14 protein-coding genes are annotated in these 19,766 nt (G+C 70.2%); 5 read left to right on the top strand and 9 right to left on the bottom strand.

Going from position 1 to position 19,766, the window contains the following annotated elements:
• Positions 1-36: 36 nt before the first annotated feature.
• On the bottom strand, positions 37-2,016 hold the full coding sequence (locus tag ACZ60E_RS15160; RefSeq protein WP_469440707.1) for a purple acid phosphatase family protein: 1,980 nt from the start codon (positions 2,014-2,016) through the stop codon (positions 37-39).
• 141 nt (positions 2,017-2,157) lie between these two features.
• Positions 2,158-3,423: a HupE/UreJ family protein gene (locus ACZ60E_RS15155; RefSeq protein ID WP_469440705.1), complete on the bottom strand. Its 1,266-nt coding sequence runs from the start codon at positions 3,421-3,423 to the stop codon at positions 2,158-2,160.
• 181 nt (positions 3,424-3,604) lie between these two features.
• Here ACZ60E_RS15155 and ACZ60E_RS15150 point away from each other — a divergent pair, with 181 nt between their 5' ends.
• Positions 3,605-4,291: a type 1 periplasmic-binding domain-containing protein gene (locus ACZ60E_RS15150; RefSeq protein ID WP_469440704.1), complete on the top strand. Its 687-nt coding sequence runs from the start codon at positions 3,605-3,607 to the stop codon at positions 4,289-4,291.
• Here the strand turns inward: ACZ60E_RS15150 and ACZ60E_RS15145 are convergent.
• The 6 genes from ACZ60E_RS15145 to ACZ60E_RS15120 form a co-directional block, all read right to left on the bottom strand.
• The gene (locus ACZ60E_RS15145) at positions 4,288-7,215 is read right to left on the bottom strand and encodes a glycoside hydrolase family 2 TIM barrel-domain containing protein (protein ID WP_469440703.1); all 2,928 of its coding nucleotides are present in this window, start codon (positions 7,213-7,215) and stop codon (positions 4,288-4,290) included. The genes ACZ60E_RS15150 and ACZ60E_RS15145 overlap by 4 nt on opposite strands.
• A gap of 12 nt (positions 7,216-7,227) precedes the next feature.
• Positions 7,228-8,088 (bottom strand): carbohydrate ABC transporter permease, encoded by an 861-nt coding sequence (locus ACZ60E_RS15140; RefSeq protein ID WP_469440701.1) that lies wholly within the window; start codon positions 8,086-8,088, stop codon positions 7,228-7,230.
• Entirely contained in the window at positions 8,085-9,110 is a 1,026-nt protein-coding gene (locus tag ACZ60E_RS15135; protein WP_469440699.1) for a carbohydrate ABC transporter permease, read from the bottom strand. The genes ACZ60E_RS15140 and ACZ60E_RS15135 overlap by 4 nt, the downstream gene beginning before the upstream one ends.
• Positions 9,111-9,130: 20 nt before the next feature.
• Positions 9,131-10,396 (bottom strand): ABC transporter substrate-binding protein, encoded by a 1,266-nt coding sequence (locus ACZ60E_RS15130; protein ID WP_469440698.1) that lies wholly within the window; start codon positions 10,394-10,396, stop codon positions 9,131-9,133.
• A gap of 252 nt (positions 10,397-10,648) precedes the next feature.
• Positions 10,649-11,941, bottom strand: a complete 1,293-nt coding sequence (locus ACZ60E_RS15125) for an ROK family transcriptional regulator (RefSeq protein WP_384799709.1) — start codon at positions 11,939-11,941, stop codon at positions 10,649-10,651.
• Positions 11,942-12,160: 219 nt separating this feature from the next.
• Entirely contained in the window at positions 12,161-12,646 is a 486-nt protein-coding gene (locus ACZ60E_RS15120; RefSeq protein WP_469440696.1) for a MarR family winged helix-turn-helix transcriptional regulator, read from the bottom strand.
• Between the two features lie 93 nt (positions 12,647-12,739).
• Here ACZ60E_RS15120 and ACZ60E_RS15115 point away from each other — a divergent pair, with 93 nt between their 5' ends.
• Complete coding sequence (locus ACZ60E_RS15115; protein WP_469440695.1) at positions 12,740-13,645, top strand: alpha/beta fold hydrolase; 906 nt, start codon at positions 12,740-12,742, stop codon at positions 13,643-13,645.
• 11 nt (positions 13,646-13,656) lie between these two features.
• Here ACZ60E_RS15115 and ACZ60E_RS15110 read toward each other — a convergent pair whose 3' ends face one another.
• The gene (locus ACZ60E_RS15110; protein WP_469440693.1) at positions 13,657-14,901 is read right to left on the bottom strand and encodes a D-arabinono-1,4-lactone oxidase; all 1,245 of its coding nucleotides are present in this window, start codon (positions 14,899-14,901) and stop codon (positions 13,657-13,659) included.
• A gap of 271 nt (positions 14,902-15,172) precedes the next feature.
• Between ACZ60E_RS15110 and ACZ60E_RS15105 the strand changes: the two genes are divergently transcribed.
• The 3 genes from ACZ60E_RS15105 to rsgA all read left to right on the top strand — a co-directional run bounded on the left by ACZ60E_RS15105 (position 15,173) and on the right by rsgA (position 19,756).
• Positions 15,173-16,528 carry a radical SAM protein gene (locus ACZ60E_RS15105; protein WP_469440691.1) on the top strand — a complete coding sequence of 452 codons (1,356 nt, stop codon included), beginning with the start codon at positions 15,173-15,175 and terminating at the stop codon, positions 16,526-16,528.
• A gap of 245 nt (positions 16,529-16,773) precedes the next feature.
• Positions 16,774-18,300 carry a cellulose binding domain-containing protein gene (locus ACZ60E_RS15100; RefSeq protein ID WP_384799695.1) on the top strand — a complete coding sequence of 509 codons (1,527 nt, stop codon included), beginning with the start codon at positions 16,774-16,776 and terminating at the stop codon, positions 18,298-18,300.
• Positions 18,301-18,625: 325 nt separating this feature from the next.
• The gene (gene rsgA / locus ACZ60E_RS15095) at positions 18,626-19,756 is read left to right on the top strand and encodes a ribosome small subunit-dependent GTPase A (RefSeq protein ID WP_384799692.1); all 1,131 of its coding nucleotides are present in this window, start codon (positions 18,626-18,628) and stop codon (positions 19,754-19,756) included.
• Positions 19,757-19,766 lie beyond the last annotated feature (10 nt).

Below are 19,766 nucleotides of genomic sequence, written 5' to 3'. Positions count from 1 at the left end.
CGGGTGGAGCTGGTCAAGCGGGTCGAACGGGTGCGATCAGCTGCTCAGCGCGGTGATCGTCAGGGTGGCGCGGTAGCCGCCCTTCTGGACGCTGTCCGGGATCTTGAGGTCCAGGTCCGCGCCCAGCTTGGCCTTGCCGCGGGCGTGACCCTGGTCGGCCGAGCCGAGGCCGCGCGAGACGGACAGGCCCTTGCCCTGGTCGTCCCAGCCCGAGGCCACGGAGGCACCGGCCTTCGCGCCCGCGCCCTGGTCGAGGATGTACGGCGACCAGCCCAGGTAGGAGCCAGGGAAGGTCTTGTCGGCGTCCTTGAAGTCGCTCACGCCGGCCGACACCGACCACGGGGAGAGCGAGCGGCGGGAGTCCGTCACGAGGATCGGGTTGATCTTGCCGGAGGCGGTGAAGTGGTCGCCGGTCTCCTCCTTGGCGGTACCGAGGTCCACCAGACCGTTGTAGCCGTCGATCGTCCAGCCGAACTCGCCCGGAGCCGCGTTCGGCACGTCGACCTGGAGGGACTGGCCGTCACCGTTGTACGGGTGGACGCTCACCTTGTCGACGATCGAGCCGACGGGCTGGCCGGCGGTGGTGTTGTTGCACCAGCTGCCGTGCTCCACCTCGGAGTTGGGGGCCGCGCAGGTGCCGCTGCGGATGTTCTCCACGACGAGCTTCTCGTTGCGGACCTGCACCTTGACGTAGCTGCGGACGTGCTCCTGGTTCTGGACGGAGTTGTACCAGTAGCTGTCCGGGTTCAGCGGGTCGGCGCCGTTGCCCGCACCGCTGGTGCCGCTGCTGTCGGGCTTGGTGATGTCGTAGTACTTCGAACCCGAGGCCGAGTTGGCGGTGACGTACAGGACGCCGCCGGGGCCGGGGTACACGTCGGAGGCGCCGGGCTGCTCGTCCTTGTCGGCCTTCTCACCGTTCTTGATGAGGTAGCTGCGCGAATAGCTGTGGTCGTGGCCCTGGAGCACGATGTCCACGCCCAGCTTGGAGAACGTGGTCGGGAAGTCCACGCGCCGCGCCTTGTTGTCGCCGTCCTTGGCGTGCGAGGCGGGGGAGTAGATCGAGTGGTGGTAGACGAGCACCTTCCACTTGGCCTCGGAGCCGTGCTGGTTGATGACGTCCGTGACGTACTTGGTGTGCGCCTCGTCGCCGCCGCCACCCTGCGAGGTGGCGTAGCTGTTGCTGTTCAGGTCGATGAACAGCACATCCTTGTAGATGTACCAGTAGTCGCCGCCCGAGGTGTTGGAGGCGGGGTTGCCGTTCGAGTAGTACGCGCCCGACCGGTCCGTGTTCGGCGTGGAGAAGTGCTGCTCGTACGCCTTGCCGCCGACGTCGTGGTTGCCGATGGTGGCCGCGAACGGCACCTGGCGCAGCTGGTCGGGGGCGAGGAACGCGTTCCACTGGGACTCGTTGTTCGCGCTCTCGACCTGGTCGCCGCCGGAGACGAGCAGTTCGGCGTCCTTGTTGGCCTTGGTGGCCACGTCGAGGGTGTCCTGCCAGCCCGCCTGGTCCTTGGCGGTGTCGCCGGAGGAGCCGATCTGCGGGTCGCCGAGGAAGAGGAAGTCGTACTCGCCCTCGAAGTCCTGCGTGCGGAACGCGTACGCGGTCGACCAGTTGCCCTCACTGCCGACGCGGTAGGAGTACGCGGTGTTCTCCTTGAGGCCGGTGATGGTGGCGTGGCGGTTGTAGCCGCCGCTGGTGGCGATGTTGGCGCCGCCCAGGGCGTCGAACGTGGCGGCGTCGGCGGGGAACACTCCGGCGCCGACCTGCGCGGTGGGAGCCACCTGGATCTTCTGCGTGGTGTCGGCCGAGGAGTACCAGCTGACGGTCCGCTGGGTCTCGTTGGCGCCGACACCGAGGACGATGCCGGTGAGGGTGGCGGAGTCGGCGGCGACCGCGGGGGTCGTGAGTCCGCCACCGCCGAGGGTCAGGATCAGGCCCACGGATGCCGCGACGGCGGTGCCTGCCACGCGGCGTCGCATCGGCCTGCCGGCCGGTGCGAAGAGCTTTGTTCTCATGACGTGTCGTTTCTTCTGTTCTGCTGTGTGCGTGCGGTGTGCACGCAGTGGAGATCGTCAAGCTTTCGGTGCCAGGTAAACCCCGCATAAATGCGGGTGCGGGGTCTGCTGAACATCCAGGTCACAGGCTGAATTTCCAGGTCACAGCCCGAACGTGCGCTGTACGAACCAGACGAGACCCATGGCGGCGACACCCGCGGAGATCGTGCCGGTCGCCCACAGTCCCGCCCGGCGGGAACGGCGCCGCAGGAGGAGAAGGAGCGGGAAGACCACGGCGATGATCGCCAACTGCACGGCTTCGATACCGACGTTGAAGACGAGCAGTGACCACAGCAGGGTCCACGACCAGGCCGCGTCGATACCGAGAGCGCCCGCGAAGCCCAGCCCGTGGACCAGGCCGAAGCAGAACACGACACCCAGCCGCGTCCATCCGGCGCGGTCCAGCGCGAAGTGGCCGCCATGGCCACCGTCCGGGGCCACCGCCAGGTCGGTGACGTGCACCCCGCGCTGCCGGATGCGCCACAGGTGCCAGCCCGCGACGACCGCGATGGACAGCGCGATGACGGGTTCCACGACGCTCCCGGGCACGTCCACCAGGCCCAGCGCGGCGAGCAGGAACGTCACCGAGTGGGCCAGCGTGAAGCTGGTGGCGGCCAGGACGATCTCGCGCGGGCGCCGCGATCCGGCGATCAGCGCGAGCAGGAACAGGATGTGATCGACGCCGGTCAGCAGGTGTTCGGCGCCCAGGCGGAAGAATTCCCAGAACCGCTCGGTCCAGGACTGGCCGAGGGAGAAGGACGGACGGGCGGCGTCGAGGGCCGCGCTGCCGCTGCGACCGCCGACGTCGTACGTGGCGATGGTCTTGGTGCCCTTGACGTACTCCTCGGCGTCCGGGAAGAGGCCGCTGCGGATCTCGTGGTCGACGGTGACGTGGCTGTCGCCCGCCTCCGCGCACGTCCAGTCGAGGGTCAGCAGGGCGTAGGGCACGCCCTCCTCCCGGCCCATGCGGAAGCCGCCGGCGGTCTGTTCCGGCCGGCAGGCGTCGCCGCCCGCGGTGACCGTGAAACGCCGGGTGACGTAGTCGACGGCCGTCGCGTGGTGGGCCTTGAGCGCCGCGGCCTGCGCGTCGGTGTCCCCGGCGTCGAACGCCTCGGTCCCGGCGCGGAAGAGCGGGTCGTCGTGCCCGGCGTCCGCGGCGGACACCACCAGGAGGTCGTACTCAAGTTTCAGCTCGGTCCGCAGCCGGCCGTCACCGTCATCGCCTCCGGCTGGGGCTGCGGCTTCGGTGACATGGACGTACACGGTCGAGGTGAAGCCGTGCGCGGAGGCGGGCCGGGCGGGGCCGAGCAGGATGAGGAACACCGCCACGGCGAGAACGGCCAGGGGGCGGCGAACAGGGTGTGACATGGGGCTCCTTGTGGTTGCCCGTGCACCGTCCTGGTCGGGGGTGAACCGATGGGGGCCGTTCGGCGAACCGTGGGGGAACACCTGATCGATCAAGCCCGCGCGGATGGAGATGCTGGTCGGAGGGGGCGCAGGATGTCGGCGTACCCACCCCTGTCACGCCCTGTCACGGAGGACGATCGACTTGCGCCGCCCGCTCCTGACCGCCGCCGCACTGGCCTCGACCGCGGTCGCGGTCGCCGCCCTCGCCACCGGATGCGGCGGCGACGGCGACGACTGGTCGCAGCCGCACCCGCGGCCCTCCGCCGTCGGCGCGCTGGGCGCGGGGTTCGTCGACCCGGCCGCCTCGCCCGCGCCGGAGGCGACCGTCACCCCGCGGCCCGGTTCGTGGTCGGCGGTCCGGCCCTCCGAGGGCTACCGGGTGGTCCTGCTGACAGCGGGCGACGACCGGCCCACGAAGAGGCTCGTGACCGCCGTACGGGAGTGGGCCGACCGTGAGCAGGTGGACCTGCGCACGGAGACCGTGACCGAGGCCTCCGACATGGTCCCCGCCGTCGACAGGGCGATCGACCTGGGCCCCGACCTCGTGGTGAGCGCGGGCAACGACCTGATCGACGCGCTGGCGACGGTCACCCCGAACCATCTCTCCCAGCAGTTCCTGGTGGTGGGCGCGGAACTGGCCGAGCCCACCCACAACGTGACCGCCGTCGACTGGTCCGGAGCGTCGTTCCGCGGGGAGGGCCTCGGCATGTCCTCGACCTACGACCCCGAGTCGTTCACCGCGGCCCGCTGCGCGGCGGCGGTCCGCGCGGGCACGGCCGCGGTGCTCTCCGGCTGGACCGGGATCGTGGTCTGGGTGGACGACTTCTAGTTGTTGATCTCGGAGAACACGAACGAGAACTCGGTCGGCCGTACCGCCAGTTGATACCGCGGCAGCGGGCCCGGACCGCAGGACTGGGAGCCGATGCCGTGCTGGCCGTGGTCGAGGTTGACCCACACCGTGTCGCCGGGCGTCAGGTCCGTCAGGTGCCGCGCGGCGTCCAGCTGCTCGCTCGTCCAGCGGCGGGCCGTGAACCAGAACGGCACCCCGCCCTCGACGCGCAGGGCCGGGAAGTCCGGCCCCCGGCCGATCTCCGCCCAGCGGACGCCGGCGCGGGCGCCGTTCTCCTGCGGCCGGACGTACGGCGTCTGCAGATCGTCCACCGTGGACTCCCAACGGCCCAGCATGGAAGCCGAGTCGGTGTCCGGGTAGCCCTCACCTGGGCCGCCGCCGTGCCACCTCACCCGGTCGGCCGCGGTCAGCCCGAAGCGGATGCCGAGCCGTGGCAGCGGCACCTGCCAGTCGCCCTCCGGCGTCACCGACACGGCCAGCTTCAGCCTCGTCCCGTCGGAGGTCCACCGGTAGACCGTGCGCAGAGCCAGGTCCGACGCGGCCGGAGCCACCCGGGTCCGCACCGTCAGGGCGTCGTCCGACAACTCCACGGCGTCCAGGCGGTGTTGCATCCGGTGCAGCCCGAGCTTGCGCCACAGCACGCCGTGGCGGATGTCCGGCTGCCAGGGCGCGCCCTCGTCGTTGTCGGTCAGGGCCCGCCACACGTCCAGCTTCAGGTCGCCGACGTCGATCCCCCCGACGGTCACCGGCTCACCCGTGCGGGCGGAGAACACGGCCGGTCCGAGCGTGACGCGCCCCCGGCCGTCGAGGACGGGACGCCTGCGGGCCGTGACACCGATCAACTGCCTCGGTGCACGCCAGAGTTGGACCCACGCCACCACATGCCCCTTCGGCCCCCAGGCCGTGTCCCCGGCGAGCACCGCCCGGACCGTCCACCTGGTCTCCGTCCCGCGCACGTCCACCGGGGGCTCGGGCAGCTTCACGTCGGCGGAGTCGCCCGGCGCGAGCGCGGGCACGCTCAGGACGCCCGTCCCCACCGTCTCGCCGTCGACCTCGTACGACCACTCGAAGGCCAGCGCCGACAGGTCCGCGAAGTCGTACCGGTTGGCGATCCGGACCACCCCGTCGACGCCGTCCCCCTCCATACGGACCGGCTCGACGACCTTCTTGTACTCCAGGAGTCCCGGCGAGGGCGTGCGGTCCGGGAAGACCAGTCCGTCGCAGACGAAGTTCCCGTCGTGCAGCTCCTCGCCGAAGTCACCGCCGTACGCGAAGCCGTACCGCTCGTCCTTGACGCCGTGGTCGATCCACTCCCAGACGAAGCCGCCCTGGATACGGTCGTGCGTCTCGAAGAGCCTCTGGTAGTCGGCGAGTCCGCCCGGTCCATTGCCCATGGCGTGTGCGTACTCGCACTGGATGAAGGGGAGTTGGCGCCGCTTGAGGGGGCCGCCGTCCTGGCCCCTGCCGATCCGGTCGACCTCCGCGTGGTCCGCGTACATCCGTGAATACACGTCCGTGTCACGGCAGTTCCAGTCGCCCTCGTAGTGGATGAGCCGCGATCCGTCCCGGCCGCGGATCCACTCGGCCATGGCCGTCAGGCCGCGTCCGGTGCCCGCCTCGTTGCCCAGGGACCAGAGGACGACCGAGGGGTGGTTCTTGTCGCGCTCGACCATCCGGGCCGCCCGGTCCAGGAGCGCCGGGGTCCAGCGGTCGTCGTCCACCGGGTTGTCGCGCCAGGCCTGTTCGGTGAACCCGTGCGTCTCCAGGTCGCATTCGTCGACGACCCACAGCCCGTACTCGTCGCACAGGTCGAGGAACGCCGGGTGGGGCGGGTAGTGCGAGGTGCGTACGGCGTTCAGGTTGTGCCGCTTCATCAGCAGCACGTCCTCGCGCATGGTCTCCAGGTCCAGGGCGCGGCCGTGCTCGGGGTGCCACTCGTGCCGGTTCACGCCCCGGAAGAGGATCGCCCGGCCGTTGACCTTGATCAGGCCGTCCTCCAGCGCGACCGTACGGAAGCCGATCCGCAGCGCGACCCGCTCCCCGGGCGTGACCAGCGTGGCGTCGTACAGGTGCGGAGTCTCCGCCGTCCACGGCCGTACCGGCACGGTGATGGCCTGGCCGGTCTCGACATCGATGTCCAGGCCCGGCACGACGATCCGGCCGTCGACGTCGGAGTCGACGCGCAGGGTCCCGGTGCCCTCGCGATGGTCGTACGAGGAGTGCACGAAGAAGTCCAGCGCGCTGCCCGCCGGCCGGTGCAGCAGGGTGACGTCCCGGAAGATGCCGGGCAGCCACCACTGGTCCTGGTCCTCCAGGTACGAGCCCGCCGACCACTGGTGGACCCGGACGGCGAGCACGTTCCCGGTGGGCTTCAGCAGATGCCCGACCGTGAACTCGTGCGGCAGCCGGGACCCCTTGAACTCCCCGATGTCCGTGCCGTTCAGCCACACCCGGGCGCAGGACTCGACCCCGTCGAACCGCAGGACCGCGCCCCCGGCGGACCCCTTCGCGTCCGAGACGTCGGGCCAGTCGTCCGGCAGGTCGAAGTACCGCAGATGGTCACCGGTCGGGTTCCGTGTCGGCACCCTCGGCGGGTCCACCGGGAAGGGATAGAGGTGGTTGGTGTAGATCGGCGCACCGAAGGCCCCGTCGCCCTGGAGGACCCAGTGCCCGGGTACCGCCACCTCCGCCCAGTCCCCGGAGTCGTACCCCCGCCCGGCGAAGGAGTCGTCCTCGGCGTCGGCCGTCGCGGACAGGCGAAAACGCCAACTGCCGTTCAGCGGGAGGGAGACGGCGTCGGAGGACGCGTACCACGCCCGGGGCGGCAGCGCGCCGCTCCCGGGCGAGACGTCCTCGACGTACGAGCACTCGGCGGACGGGGACGAGGTGGTGCGGACAGACATCGTTCTCCTAGGTCAGCCCTTGATGCCGGTCTGCGCGACCCCCTGCACCAGCCAGCGCTGGAGGAACAGGAACACGAGCACCAGGGGCAGGATGGACACTGCGGTGGCCATGAAGATCAGATGGAAGTTGACCGTCTGGTTCGTCATGTACGAGGAGAGCGCGACCTGCACGGTCCACGCCTCCTGGTCCTGGCCGATGACCAGGGGCCACAGGAAGGCGTTCCAGCCGCTGATGAAGGTGATGGTCGCGATCGCGGCGAAGAAGTTCAGCGAGTTGGGCACGACGATGCGCCAGTACGCACCCCAGTACCCGAGCCCGTCCACGCGCGCCGCCTCCTCCAGTTCTTTGGGGAACCCCAGGAAGTACTGCCGGAACAGGAAGCAGGTGAAACCACTGAAGAGCCCCGGAACGATGAGACCTTGCATACTCGACACCCAGCCGAGCGACGAGACGAGCACGAAGCTCGGTACGAAGGTGACGGCGGCCGGCACCATCAGGGTCACCAGGACAGCGTAGAAGATCTTGTTCGCGTGCCGGTACGGGATCCGGGCGAGGCCGTAGCCGGCGAGCGAGCAGACCAGCAGTGTGCCGAGGGTGTGCAGGATGCCGACGACCGCCGAGTTCCCGAGGGAGCGGCCGAACGGGACCGTCGTGTCGTCGAACAGCTCGGTGACATTGCCCCACCGGACGGTGGTGGGGAACCACTGCCAGTTCTCGCCGGTGATCTCGGCGTCCGTGGACAGGGCGTTGCGGACGATGAGGTAGAAGGGGACGAGGAAGAGCAGGGTGCAGACGGCGGTGGCGAAGTAGAGGCCCGCGGAGCCGAGTACGCCCCGTCGGCCGCGCTTGCGGGTCGGGACGGCGGTGGTCATCGGGAGTCGTCCCCCTTTCCGAAGCCGAGGAACCTGCCCTGGAGCAGGGTCACCATGCAGATCAGCAGGGTCAGGATGACCGCGCCCGCGCTGCCGGCGCCGTAGTCCTGGTCGTCGCCCAGCGCCGTGTAGTACAGCTCGACGAGCGGCGGCCGCCCCCACGTCGTCTTCGACAGCAGATTGAAGAACTCGTCGAACGCCTGGTACGCGGCCACGAGCAGCAGCAGGATCACGGCCGTCGAGGTGGCCCGCAGCTGGGGCAGGGTGATGTGGCGGAAGGTCTGCCAGCCGGGCTTGGCGCCGTCGATCGCGGCGGCCTCGTACAGCACGGGCGGGATGTTCTGCAGGGCCGCCAGGAACAGGATCATGTAGAAGCCGGCCTGGAGCCACAGGCGGACGGTCACGATGACCAGCCAGTACCAGGGCGGGTTCGGGTTGGCGAGCCAGGCGATGTTCTCGACGCCGAACCAGCCGAGGACGGTGTTCATCATGCCGAAGCGGACTCCGCTGAAGAGGGACATCTTCCAGATCAGCGAGGCGGCGACGAAGCTGCACGCCGTCGGCAGGAAGAACACCGACCGGAAGAACGCCTTCATGAAGCGCAGCCGGTGCACCATCAGGGCCAGGCCCAGCGACAGCGCCCAGGTGACCGGCACGATGATCGCGGCGAAGACGGTGAAGGTGACGAGGGAACCGGTGAAGTCGCCGTTCGTCAGCATCAGCTTGTAGTTGTCGAAGCCGATGAACTTGTCGGGGGTGACCGTGTAGCGCGCCTCGAAGAAGCTGAGCCAGGCGCTCCACCCGATGGGGATGTAGACGAAGATCACCAGGCCGATGAGGAACGGGCCCGTGAAGATCCAGAAGCTGAGCGTGCTGCCCCGCACGCCCTTTCGGGAGCGTCCGGCTGCCGGCCCGGGGGCCTTCGCGGAGGCGGGGCGGCCGGCGTCACGCGTCGGAGCGGTCGAGGCGGTCGAGGTGGTCGGAGCGGCCGGAGTGGCGGGAGGGGGCGGGGTGGTCGACATGGCGCTGCCTGTCCGCCGGCCTATCCGAACAGCTTCTTGAGTTCGCGGTTGACCTTCACGTCCGCCGCGTCGAGGGCCTTCTCCGGGTCCATGCCCTTGCGGACCGAGTTGGCGATCACTTCCTCCAGCGCCGTGATCATCGCCTGGGTCCAGGAGATGTTGTCGAAGCGGCCGTAGTCGGTGAAGAGCTTGACGCCCTCGGCGGGCAGCCCCGACTTGAGCTTGGTGGCGGACGCGGCGAGCGAGATGCGCGGCGGTATGTGGAAGCCGTAGCTGAGCGCCCAGTCCTCCTGGTACTTCTTCTGGTCGATCCACAGCCACTTCACGTACTCCTTGGCCAGGTCGACGTTCTTGCCCTTGGCGTTCACGAACATCGACCAACCGCCGTTGTACACAGCGGGTTTGGCGCCGGAGGCCGCCGAGGGGAAGGGGAAGATCCCGAGGTCGTCGCCGAGGGCCTCCTGCATCACGGGCATGGCCCACATCCCGCACCACTGGATCGCGGTGAGGCCCTGGACCAGGGCGGAGGGGTCCCAGTAGTCGGCGGGCGCGTCCAGGAGCAGATGCCCACTGGTGAACATCTTGCGGTACGTCTTCAGCGCCGCGGCCACGTCGTCGGTGTGGTACGCGATCTCGTTCCTGTCGTTCAGCTGGTCGGCGCCGGCCGCCCAGACCAGGGCGTAGTTCGTCGACACCATGTTGTTGCCGAGGAACAGGCCCTTCACCTTGTCGGTGGTGAGCTTGTCCGCCGCCTCGGCCAGCTCGTCGAGGGTCTGGGGCACCCCGAGACCGGCCTTCTCCAGCAGTGACTTCCGGTAGAAGAAGAACTGCGGGTCGTCGATCATCCGGACGCCGTAGACCTTGCCGTCGACCGTGTGGGACTTGATGTCCGCCGGATTGAAGTCGTCCTTGACCGGGCCGAGGATGTCGTCGAGCGGCGCCACCTGACCGCTCTTGATCAGCTGGAGCTGGGGGTGGAACTCGAAGACGTCCGGGGCGTTGTCGGTGAGCAGCGACGAGAACAGCTTGCTCTCGAAGTTGGTGCCGGTGATCCACTGGGTGGTCACCCGGGCCTCGTCGTAGGCCTTGGCGTACCGCTTGATCGCTCCCTGCGTGCCGTCCTCGCCGTACGCGTGGAAGTACTGCACGAGGCCCTTGCCCGAACTGCCGCCGCCCTCACGGCCGGTGTTGCCGCCACAGGCGGCCAGCGGGCCGAGGGCGGCGAGGCCCGCGGCGGCCCGCAGTACGGAACGACGATCCCAGTTACTGCTGCTCAATGCCGACATTGTGACGTCCTTGTCTCTTGTACGGCTGTGATCCCGGTACGGCTGCGGCTCGAAATCGCTGTGGGGTGCGGGACGTTAACCTTCGGCTAATGCTTCGGCAAGGGGTTGGACGAAGTCTGTTCGAAGCGTTGCGCGGCGTCCGGAATGCCGGACGCAAAGGTGTGCAGGCCATGCATCAATGGCCCCGGTGCCGCTGTTCCCCACTGTCCGGACCGGCCGGATCCGTACCGCCGTTGCAGCTGCACACGGCCGTCACGACGTCGGTGCGGTACGGCTCCTCGCGGGGGCGGTGGGACGCGGCGCGGTGGCCCGGCCGCCCGGGGGCCGGTCGGGGCCCGCGGACTTCGGGGGCTTCGGGCCCGCCGAGTTGAGGGTTCCTTCGAGTGCGAACGTCGCCGCGCCCAGGCAGACCGGGTCCGTGGGAATGGGGGAGAGGACGATCTCGGTGCCGGCCAGCGGCCGTTTCAGCGCACGCCGGGCCACGGCCCCGCGCACCTCCCGCAGCAGCGGCTCACCGAGCGTGGCCGCGACCCAGCTGCTGAGCACGACCACCTCGGGGTTGAGGAGGTTCACCAGGTCGGCGATGGCGGCGCCGAGAAAACGGGCGGTGTCCCGGACGACCTCGACGGCCACCGGGTCCCCGTCGGCGACCGCGCGGGCGAGCGCGTCGATCGTGGCCGTCTGGTCCTCGGGATGCAGCAGCGGGCTGCCGGGGCTCGACTCCCGCAGGTTCAGCATGATGCCGGGCGCCCCGACGTACGTCTCCACGCAACCGTGGTTGCCGCAGTGGCACGGCCGCCCGTCCAGGACGAGAGTGGTGTGGCCCCACTCGCCCGCGCTGTTGCTGACCCCGCGGTGCAGCCCGCCGCCCAGGACGAGCCCGGCCCCGACACCCGTGCCGAGGTTCACCACCACGGCGTCCCCGCGCCCGCGCGCGGCCCCGAACCACAGCTCGGCGACCGCGCAGGCGCGCAGCGGATTGTCCAGATAGAGGGGGTACGCGATGTGCTCCGCCAGCAGGTCGAGCAGCGGCACGTCGTGCCAGTCCCAGTTCGGCGCGTACTCCGAGACACCGGCCTCGCGGTCCACCTGCCCCGGCACGCTGACACCCACCCCGAGGACGCGCGCGCCCTCGATCCCGGCCTGCGCTACCACCGAGCCGACGGCCGAGGCGACATGCCCGACGACCTGCTCCGGACGGATCTCACCGGGGCGCATGTCCTCGTCCGCGCGGGCCAGCACGTCCAGTGCGAGATCGAACAGCTCGACACGGACGTACGTCTCCGCGATGTCGACGCCGATGAGCGCGCCACCGGACGCGTTGACGGCGACGAGTCCCCGCGGGCGGCCACCTGCGGAGTCCTCGAAGCCGACCTCGGTGAGCATCCCGAGATCGAGCAGCTCACCGACGAGTGTGGCGACCGTGGCGATGCTCAGTCCGGTCGCGGCGGCCAGTTCCTGCCGGGAGGTGGGGGAGTGGGCGATGATCTGGCGCAGCACCCCGTAGCGGTTCGCGGTGCGGATGTCGCGTGATGTGCGCTTCACCAGAACGTGCCCCCTCGATCCCTCCGCCCCGCGGCCGGCTGAAGGTTCGGCCCACGCGGGGACATGACGGAACCCGACGGGCCCCGGCGCCGCGCAAGGCTATGACCGCCGCGCCCTTTCGACAACCCCTTAGGAAAGGGGCTTTACAAAGTCCCTCATGGTCACGCGACCGCGTGAAGGGGCGGTGCCGACGGCGTCGCGGAGATCCCTGGGCGTCCCCTAGGTGTTCGGATCGCGCGCGATCCAGCCCGGTGAATCGAGGCGGATCGCGTTGTCCCCGACCAGTGCGCGCAGGGTCTCCTCGACCGCCGTGAGCGAGGCCGCGTCCGCCACGGCGCTCACCTGCTCCTCCCACTGCTCGCGCAGCTCGTCGAAGATCGCCTCGCCCTCCCGCAGCAGGGAGAGCCCGTGCTCGGTGACGCGGAGCCGCATCAGCCGGCGGTCGGCGGTGTCGGGCTCGCGCACGACGTACGCGCGCTCCTCCAGGACGGCGATCGTCTTGGCGGCGGCCTGTTTCGTGACCGACATCCTGCGGGCGAGTTCGGAGGCGTTGTCCGCGCCGGACAGGATCGAGTGGAGGGCGAAGTCGTGCACCGGCCGGACGTCCTCGTACCCGCGATCGGCGAGTTCGGTGGTCGCCCGATCCGCCAGGGTGCGGAAGGCGGCGAGCAGGAGCAGCGCGAGGTCGGCGCCTGATCTGGACATGTCGCCAGCATACGGCCACCTTTGACATCGACAACCTCGTTGTCTATCGTATTGGACAACGAGGTTGTCCATCTAGACGTTTCAGGAGCCCCCGTGACCACGACCCTGCCCTCCGAGCCCTCCGGCGCGACCCTGCCGGGCATCACCCACCACCTCGCCGACCTCAACGGCACACGCCTGCACTACGTCTCCGCGGGCACCACCGGTTCACCGATCCTCCTGGTGCACGGCTGGCCGGAGACCTGGTGGGCGTTCCGCAAACTGATACCGCTGCTCGCGCGGTCCCACCGCGTCCTCGCCCTCGACCTCCGCGGCTTCGGCGACTCCGGCAACGCGGCCGACGCGGCCTACGGTGAGAAGGTCTCCGCCGAGGACCTGCACCACCTCGTCGGCCACATCGGCGCGGGCCCCGTCCACCTCGTGTGCCAGGACATCAGCGGCGGCACCGGCTTCCGCTTCGCGGCCACGCACCCCGAGGACGTCCGCAGCTTCACCGGGATCGAGACGACCCTCGCGGGATACGGGCTCGAAGCCCTCGCCGACGTGAACCACTCCGGTTCCTGGCACGTCGGGTTCCTCGGCGCTCCGGGTGTCCCCGCGATGCTCCTGCCGGGCCACGAGCGCGAGTTCCTGGCCGACTGGGCCTTCCCGCTGATGAACGGCACGGAAGGTGCCATCAGTGACGCCGACGTCGACGAATTCGTCCGCACCTACGCGCGACCGGACGCCTGGCGGGGCACCGAGGGCCTCTACCGATCCGTCTTCGCCGACGGAGGCGCCATCAGGGCCCTGGCCGAGTCACGTCCGCTCACCGTCCCGGTGCTCACGGTCGAAGGCGCGAGCCACCCCTTCACGGAGAACGCCTTCCGCCAGGTGACCGCCGGTGAGATCACCGCGGTGCGCCTTGAGGGGGTCGGCCACCTCGTCGCACAGGAGGCTCCGGAAGCGCTCGCGACGGCGCTGCTGGAGTTCACCGGGCGGGTCGACGACCACACGTAGGGAGGCGCCGCTCAGGACCCGAGGACCGAACCCACGAAGTCGTTCCGGAACGTGCCCGTCGGGTCGAGGTCCTCCACCAGGGCCTTGAAGTCGGCCATCCGCAGATAACGTCCGCGCAGGTCAGAGGCCTCCGTCGTGAACACCTTCCCCCAGTGCGGACGCGCGTCGAAGGGCGCGAGGGCCTCCTCCAGCCGCCGCACCACGGGCAGCACGGCCGCCGTGTCCTCGACCCAGGTGAAGTGGAACGCCACCGTGTCCCGCCCGTACGCCGGGCTCAGCCACTGGCTGTCCGCGGCGACCGTGCGCACCTCGCAGATCTGCAGCACCGGCGCCACCGTCCCGCGGACCGCGTCGACGGCATGCAGGGCGTCGACGGCGTACGCACGCGGGAGCAGGTACTCCGACTGGAGCTCGGCGCCGCTGCTCGGGGTGAACTCGGGCCGGAAGTGCGGCAGCCGCTCGTGCCAGGGTCCCGGCACGCCGAACTGCTGCGTGCAGTTCACGGCGGGCATCCCCGGCACCGGATGCATCGCCTCGGTGGCGGGCTCGGCCCACGGGAAGCCGTCCCACGGCGCGTCCGTACGCCGCTTCACCCACGCCTGTACGAACCCCGACCGCTGCCAGTCGGTGAACAGACTCACGCTGTACGCCGACGCCGACACCGTCTCGAAGTCCAGCCCGGCGAGTGGCAGCGGGCCGAACACGTGCTGGGCGACCTCGAAGTCCGGCTCCAGGTGGAGGGTGAGCGCCGTGACGACACCGAGGGCGCCCAGCGAGGTCACGGCACCGTCGAAACGGGCGTCGTCGCGGTTGATGACCAGGACCGACCCGTCGGCCAGGACCAGCTCGACCTCCCGTACGGGGGAGGCCAGCGAGCCGTTCGCGTTGCCCGAACCGTGGGTGCCGGTGGCCACCGAGCCCGCCACGGAGATGTGCGGGAGCGAGGCCATGTTGGGCAGGGCGAGACCGTGGCCGTGGACCGTCCGTGCCAGCTCCGCGTACCGGACGCCGCCGGCCACCCGGACCGTACGGGTCGCCGTGTCCACGTCGATGGACGGGGGGAGTGCGGTGAGGGAGAGCAGGGTGCCCTCGGGGCCGGGGTCGGCGATCAGGTTGAAGGAGTGTCCGCTGCCGAGCACTCGGGCGTGGGGGCTGCGGGCGATCAGGGAGCGGAGTGCGTCCACGGAGCGGGGGTGCTGCAGTTCCTTGGCGGAGTACGTGATGTTCCCCGCCCAGTTCTTCAGGGCCTCAGCCATCCCTCATCCTTCCGGAAAGTCCTCCCTGGAACCTACCTCTCCGTGACCTGCGGCGTCGTCTGCGGCCCGGTGGGGGCCGATCGCGCAGTTCCCCGCGCCCCTGAAAGATGAAAGGCAGGGGCGCAGCCCCGCTTTTCAGGGGCGCGGGGAACTGCGCGGCCAGCCCCCACCGGCCCGCAGATCACCACCGCCGTGAAGGGGCCCCGGCACAGCCCCTCTCGGAGGCGGGGCATACCGTGAGGAGTCGAACACCGCACGCGAGGAGGACGGGATGGGCAGCCGAACCGCGCTGGTCGAGGATCTGATGGAAAGGTTCCCGCACGTACCGCGCGAGGCGGTCTTCAAAGAAGACCTGCTCCGCGGGGGTGTGGCCTTCGACGACTCCGCGCTCAGCGACAACGAGGGCGGGGACGTCAAACCGAAGTCCTACTTCATCTTCTCCTTCGACCACGGCACCCTGCCCGAGCTGGGCGAGGCCGCCCTGCGCCGCCCGCCGGAGGAGATCATCCTCACCGGCGGCCCGTACGACCTGCGACGGACCGTCGTGTCCGTCCGCGTGAACCCGGCCTCGCCCTACCGCGTCGCCGCGAGCCCCGACGGCATGCTCGGGCTGTACCTCGACGGGAAGCGGATCTCGGACGTCGGGGTGCCGCCGATGCCGGAGTACTACCGGCACAAGCTCTCCAACGGGAAGTCCGTCATGGAGGTGGCCCCGACGATCCAGTGGGGCTACCTGATCTACCTGACGGTCTTCCGCGTCTGCCAGTACTTCGGCGCCAAGGAGGAGTGCCAGTACTGCGACATCAACCACAACTGGCGCCAGCAGAAGGCGGCGGGCCGCCCGTACACCGGGGTGAAGGACGTCGACGAGATCCTTGAGGCGCTGGAGATCATCGACCGGTACGACACGGCGAAGACGTCCACCGCGTACACGCTGACCGGCGGCGCGATCACCTCCAAGCTGCAGGGCCGCGACGAGGCCGACTTCTACGGCATGTACGCCAAGGCCATCGAGGAGCACTTCCCCGGCCGGTGGATCGGCAAGGTCGTCGCCCAGGCGCTGCCCCGCGACGACGTGCAGCGGTTCAAGGACTACGGCGTGCAGATCTACCACCCCAACTACGAGGTGTGGGACGAGTACCTGTTCAAGATGTACTGCCCCGGCAAGGAGCGGTACGTCGGCCGCGACGAGTGGCACAAGCGCATCCTGGACTCCGCCGAGGTCTTCGGCGCGCGCAATGTCATCCCCAACTTCGTCGCGGGCGTGGAGATGGCCGAGCCCTTCGGGTTCAAGACGGTCGACGAGGCGATCGCGTCCACGACGGAGGGGCTGCGGTTCTTCATGTCGCAGGGCATCACGCCCCGCTTCACCACCTGGTGCCCGGAGCCGACGACCCCGCTGGGCAAGGCCAATCCGAACGGCGCGCCCCTGGAGTACCACATCCGGCTGCTGGAGGCCTACCGGGCGACGATGGACGACTTCGGGCTCGCCTCGCCGCCCGGATACGGCCCGCCCGGACCGGGCAACGCCGTGTTCTCGGTCAGCTCCTTCATGGACAGCCTCCCGGCGAACGCGCCGGTGGGCAAGGAGAAGGAAGCGGGTACGGACGAGGTGTCCGTGGCCTGAGTGGCAGGGTGGCCGACAGGGTTCGAAGGGTGGACCGAGGGGCTGATGGGGACGTACGGCTGAGGCCGATGGGCCTGGTGGGGCATGCGACCGGCGGTAACCGGATCTGGTGGTGCCGCTTGTCAGTTGTGCAGGAACCGTGAAAAACTCTGCCCTTCGCGAGACGTCCCCTTCAACTCCCGTATTAAACGGGTGAGTTGAACCCCACTTGAGCCCTCTTCTGGATGCAGGTGAAACCCCCACCCATGCCAGACCTGCCGACCCCTCAGGACGCCGCCGAGGCAACCTTGTTCTCGGAGTGCTGGGACGCGGTTCTTTCCTACGCCGACCTCTGCACCGGCGGCTCCGCCGACGCACGCCCCCTGGCCTCCGAGGCCTTCTCCCGCGGCATACGCGAAGCGCGTGCCGCGGAGGCCGAGACCGGCGGCAAAAGCTTCGGACGCCGGGCGCGCGCGCCCAGGCTGCCCCGCATACCGCTCCTCCTGACCGCCGTACGACAGACGACCATCGCCTGGGAGGCCCAGGGGATCGGTGACCGGCTCGTACCCGAACTGCGGCTGTGGCTCAACTCCGAGCAGGCCGAACGCTTTTCCGGCCCGCCCCTGCACCGGCCGCTCGCCCTGCGCGGGCTGCGGGACATGCAGGAACCGGACGCCGCGCTCCTGTGGCTGACCGAGGTCGAGGCCATGCCGACGGCCGCGGTGGCCCGCCGGCTCGGCCTCGATCCGGCCGGCGTCGCCGAGGAACTGCAGCAGGTGCGCGGCGTGTTCCGCGACCGCTGCCACCGCAACCACCTCGACACCCCGCTGTCCGAGGAGTGCCGCAGTTACGCCCGCCTGCTCGACGCGGTCACCCGCTCGCCCGCCGCCGACGTCCCGGACGACCTGTCCCGGCACCTGGCCCGCTGCGTCGAGTGCGCCGAGGCCGCCGCCTGTCTCAAGCACAGCGGGGGCGGGCTGCCCTCCGCGCTCGCGGGCGGAGTGATCGGCTGGGGCGGGCTCGCCTACCTCGAACGGCGGCGCAGGGCCGTCGAGTCGGGGCTCAGCCGCAGCGCGGCCGACGACACGGAGGAAGCCGCCGCCTGGATGAAGGACAGCGGCGGCCGGCCCCGGATCGGACGCGCCGGACTGCTGGCCGTGGCCGCCGGGGTCTCACTCCTCGCACTCGTCGTGACCCTGGTGCCCTTCGGCTCCGGCGACGACGGTACCGAGACCGCCGCGGAATCGGCGGGACGCCGGCCCGTGGGGGAGCAGGTGCCCTCGTTCGACGGCCTGCCGTCCGACTCCGGGTCCGGGTCGCTGGGCGAATCGACGTCGTCCACGGCCTCCCCGAAGACACCGAAGTCCAGCGCCGGGGAGGGCGCCGGTGCGGGGTCGAAGTCGGAGAAGGAGGCCCAGGGCGACTCCTCGTCCTCCGCCGAGGAGGACGACGTCGTGCCCAACCCCAGCGAGCCCGCGGTCTGCCACGCCCGGTACGACCTGGTCAGCGAGTGGCCGGACGGCTTCCAGGCCACCGTCACCGTCAAGTCCGACTACGCCCTCGACACCTGGCGCGTCGGCTGGACCTTCCGCGACGGCCAGAAGCTGACGCAGATGTGGGACGGCAGCTTCGACCAGAAGGGCTCCCGAGTGACGGCGAGCGCCGCCGACTACAACAAGTCCGTCGCCGCGGGCGGCTCACTCGCCGTGGGCTTCCTCGCATCATGGCGCGACGAGAACTCGGCGCCGGTCGACTTCACGTTGAACGGCCGCAGCTGCACGCACTCCAGCTGAGGCGTACCAGGCGTACGAGGCTGAGCTGAGCCGAGCGACGGGGCCGACCGGGTCGTGAAAACCGGTTGGCCCCGTCGCGAGAGCGGGCTAGGGTCACCTTGTTCGAGCGGCGGTTCCGTACCGCGCCGCCGATGTCGTGCCGATGGTGTCGTACCACCGGTGTCGTACCGATGTGATCAGGGAGGTGTGAACGATGGCTGTCTTGGCGATGGGCGCTGCCCGCATCCGGAAGTGCATCGAATCCACCTCTGTGGTCACCGGCTGACACCCTTCTTCTCCGCGCCCGAGTGCGCGCGGCCGGGGCCACCCTTCGAAGGGTCACCCCTTGTCTTCCTCCTCTTCACCCCTTTCCTCCTCCTCCGCTTCCGTGTCGTCCGGCCATCCGCTGGCGCCCTACGGCTGGGACGACGAGTGGGCCGCCGCGTTCGCGCCCCATCGTGAGCGCGGGCTCGTGCCCGGGCGGGTCGTGCGGGTCGACCGCGGTCAGTGCGATGTCGTCACCGCCGACGGGCCCGTGCGGGTCGACACCGAGTTCGTCACGCCGAACGACCCGCTCCGGGTCATCTGCACCGGCGACTGGGCCGTCGTCGACCCCGGCGGGGACCCCCGCTACGTACAGACGTATCTGCCGCGTCGTACCGCCTTCGTGCGGTCGACCTCGTCCAAGCGGTCGGAAGGGCAGATCCTCGCCGCCAACGTGGACTTCGCGATCATCGCGGTGTCCCTGGCGGTGGAGCTGGACCTCGGCCGGATCGAACGGTTCCTGGCGCTGGCCTGGGAGTCCGGGGCCCAGCCGCTGGTCGTGCTGACCAAGGCCGACCTCGTGCCGGACCCGGTGGGCCTGGCCTACCTCGTGCAGGACGTCGAGACCGCGGCGCCGGGCGTGCAGGTGCTGGCGGTCAGCTCCACGGACGGGGACGGGCTCGACGTGCTCGGTGCCGTCGTCTCCGGCGGGACCTCCGTCCTGCTCGGCCAGTCCGGAGCGGGCAAGTCGACGCTCGCCAACGCGTTGCTCGGGGAGGACGTCATGGCTGTCCAGGCGTCTCGTGACGTCGACGGCAAAGGCCGGCACACGACCACGACCCGGAACCTGCTGGTGCTTCCGGGCGGGGGCGTACTGATCGACACCCCCGGTCTGCGCGGGGTCGGGCTCTTCGACGCGAGCAGCGGCGTGGGGCAGGTGTTCTCCGAGATCGAGGAGCTGGCCCGGGGCTGCCGGTTCCTCGACTGCGCGCACGTGGCCGAACCCGGGTGCGCGGTGCTGGAAGCGCTCGAATCCGGGGTGCTGCCCGAGCGGCGGCTCGACAGCTACCGCAAGCTCCTCCGCGAGAACCAGCGGATCGTGGCCAAGACCGACGCGCGCGTCCGCAACGAACTGCGGCGGGAGTGGAAGCGCCGGGGCGCCGAGGGCCGGGCCGCGATGGAGGCCAAGCGCGGCAACCGGGCCTGGCAGTGAGATGTGCGGG

The organism is Streptomyces sp. NPDC102514, from assembly GCF_055584525.1.
Note: the sequence above shows the minus strand (reverse complement) of the source record. Positions and strands in the feature narration are given on the sequence as shown.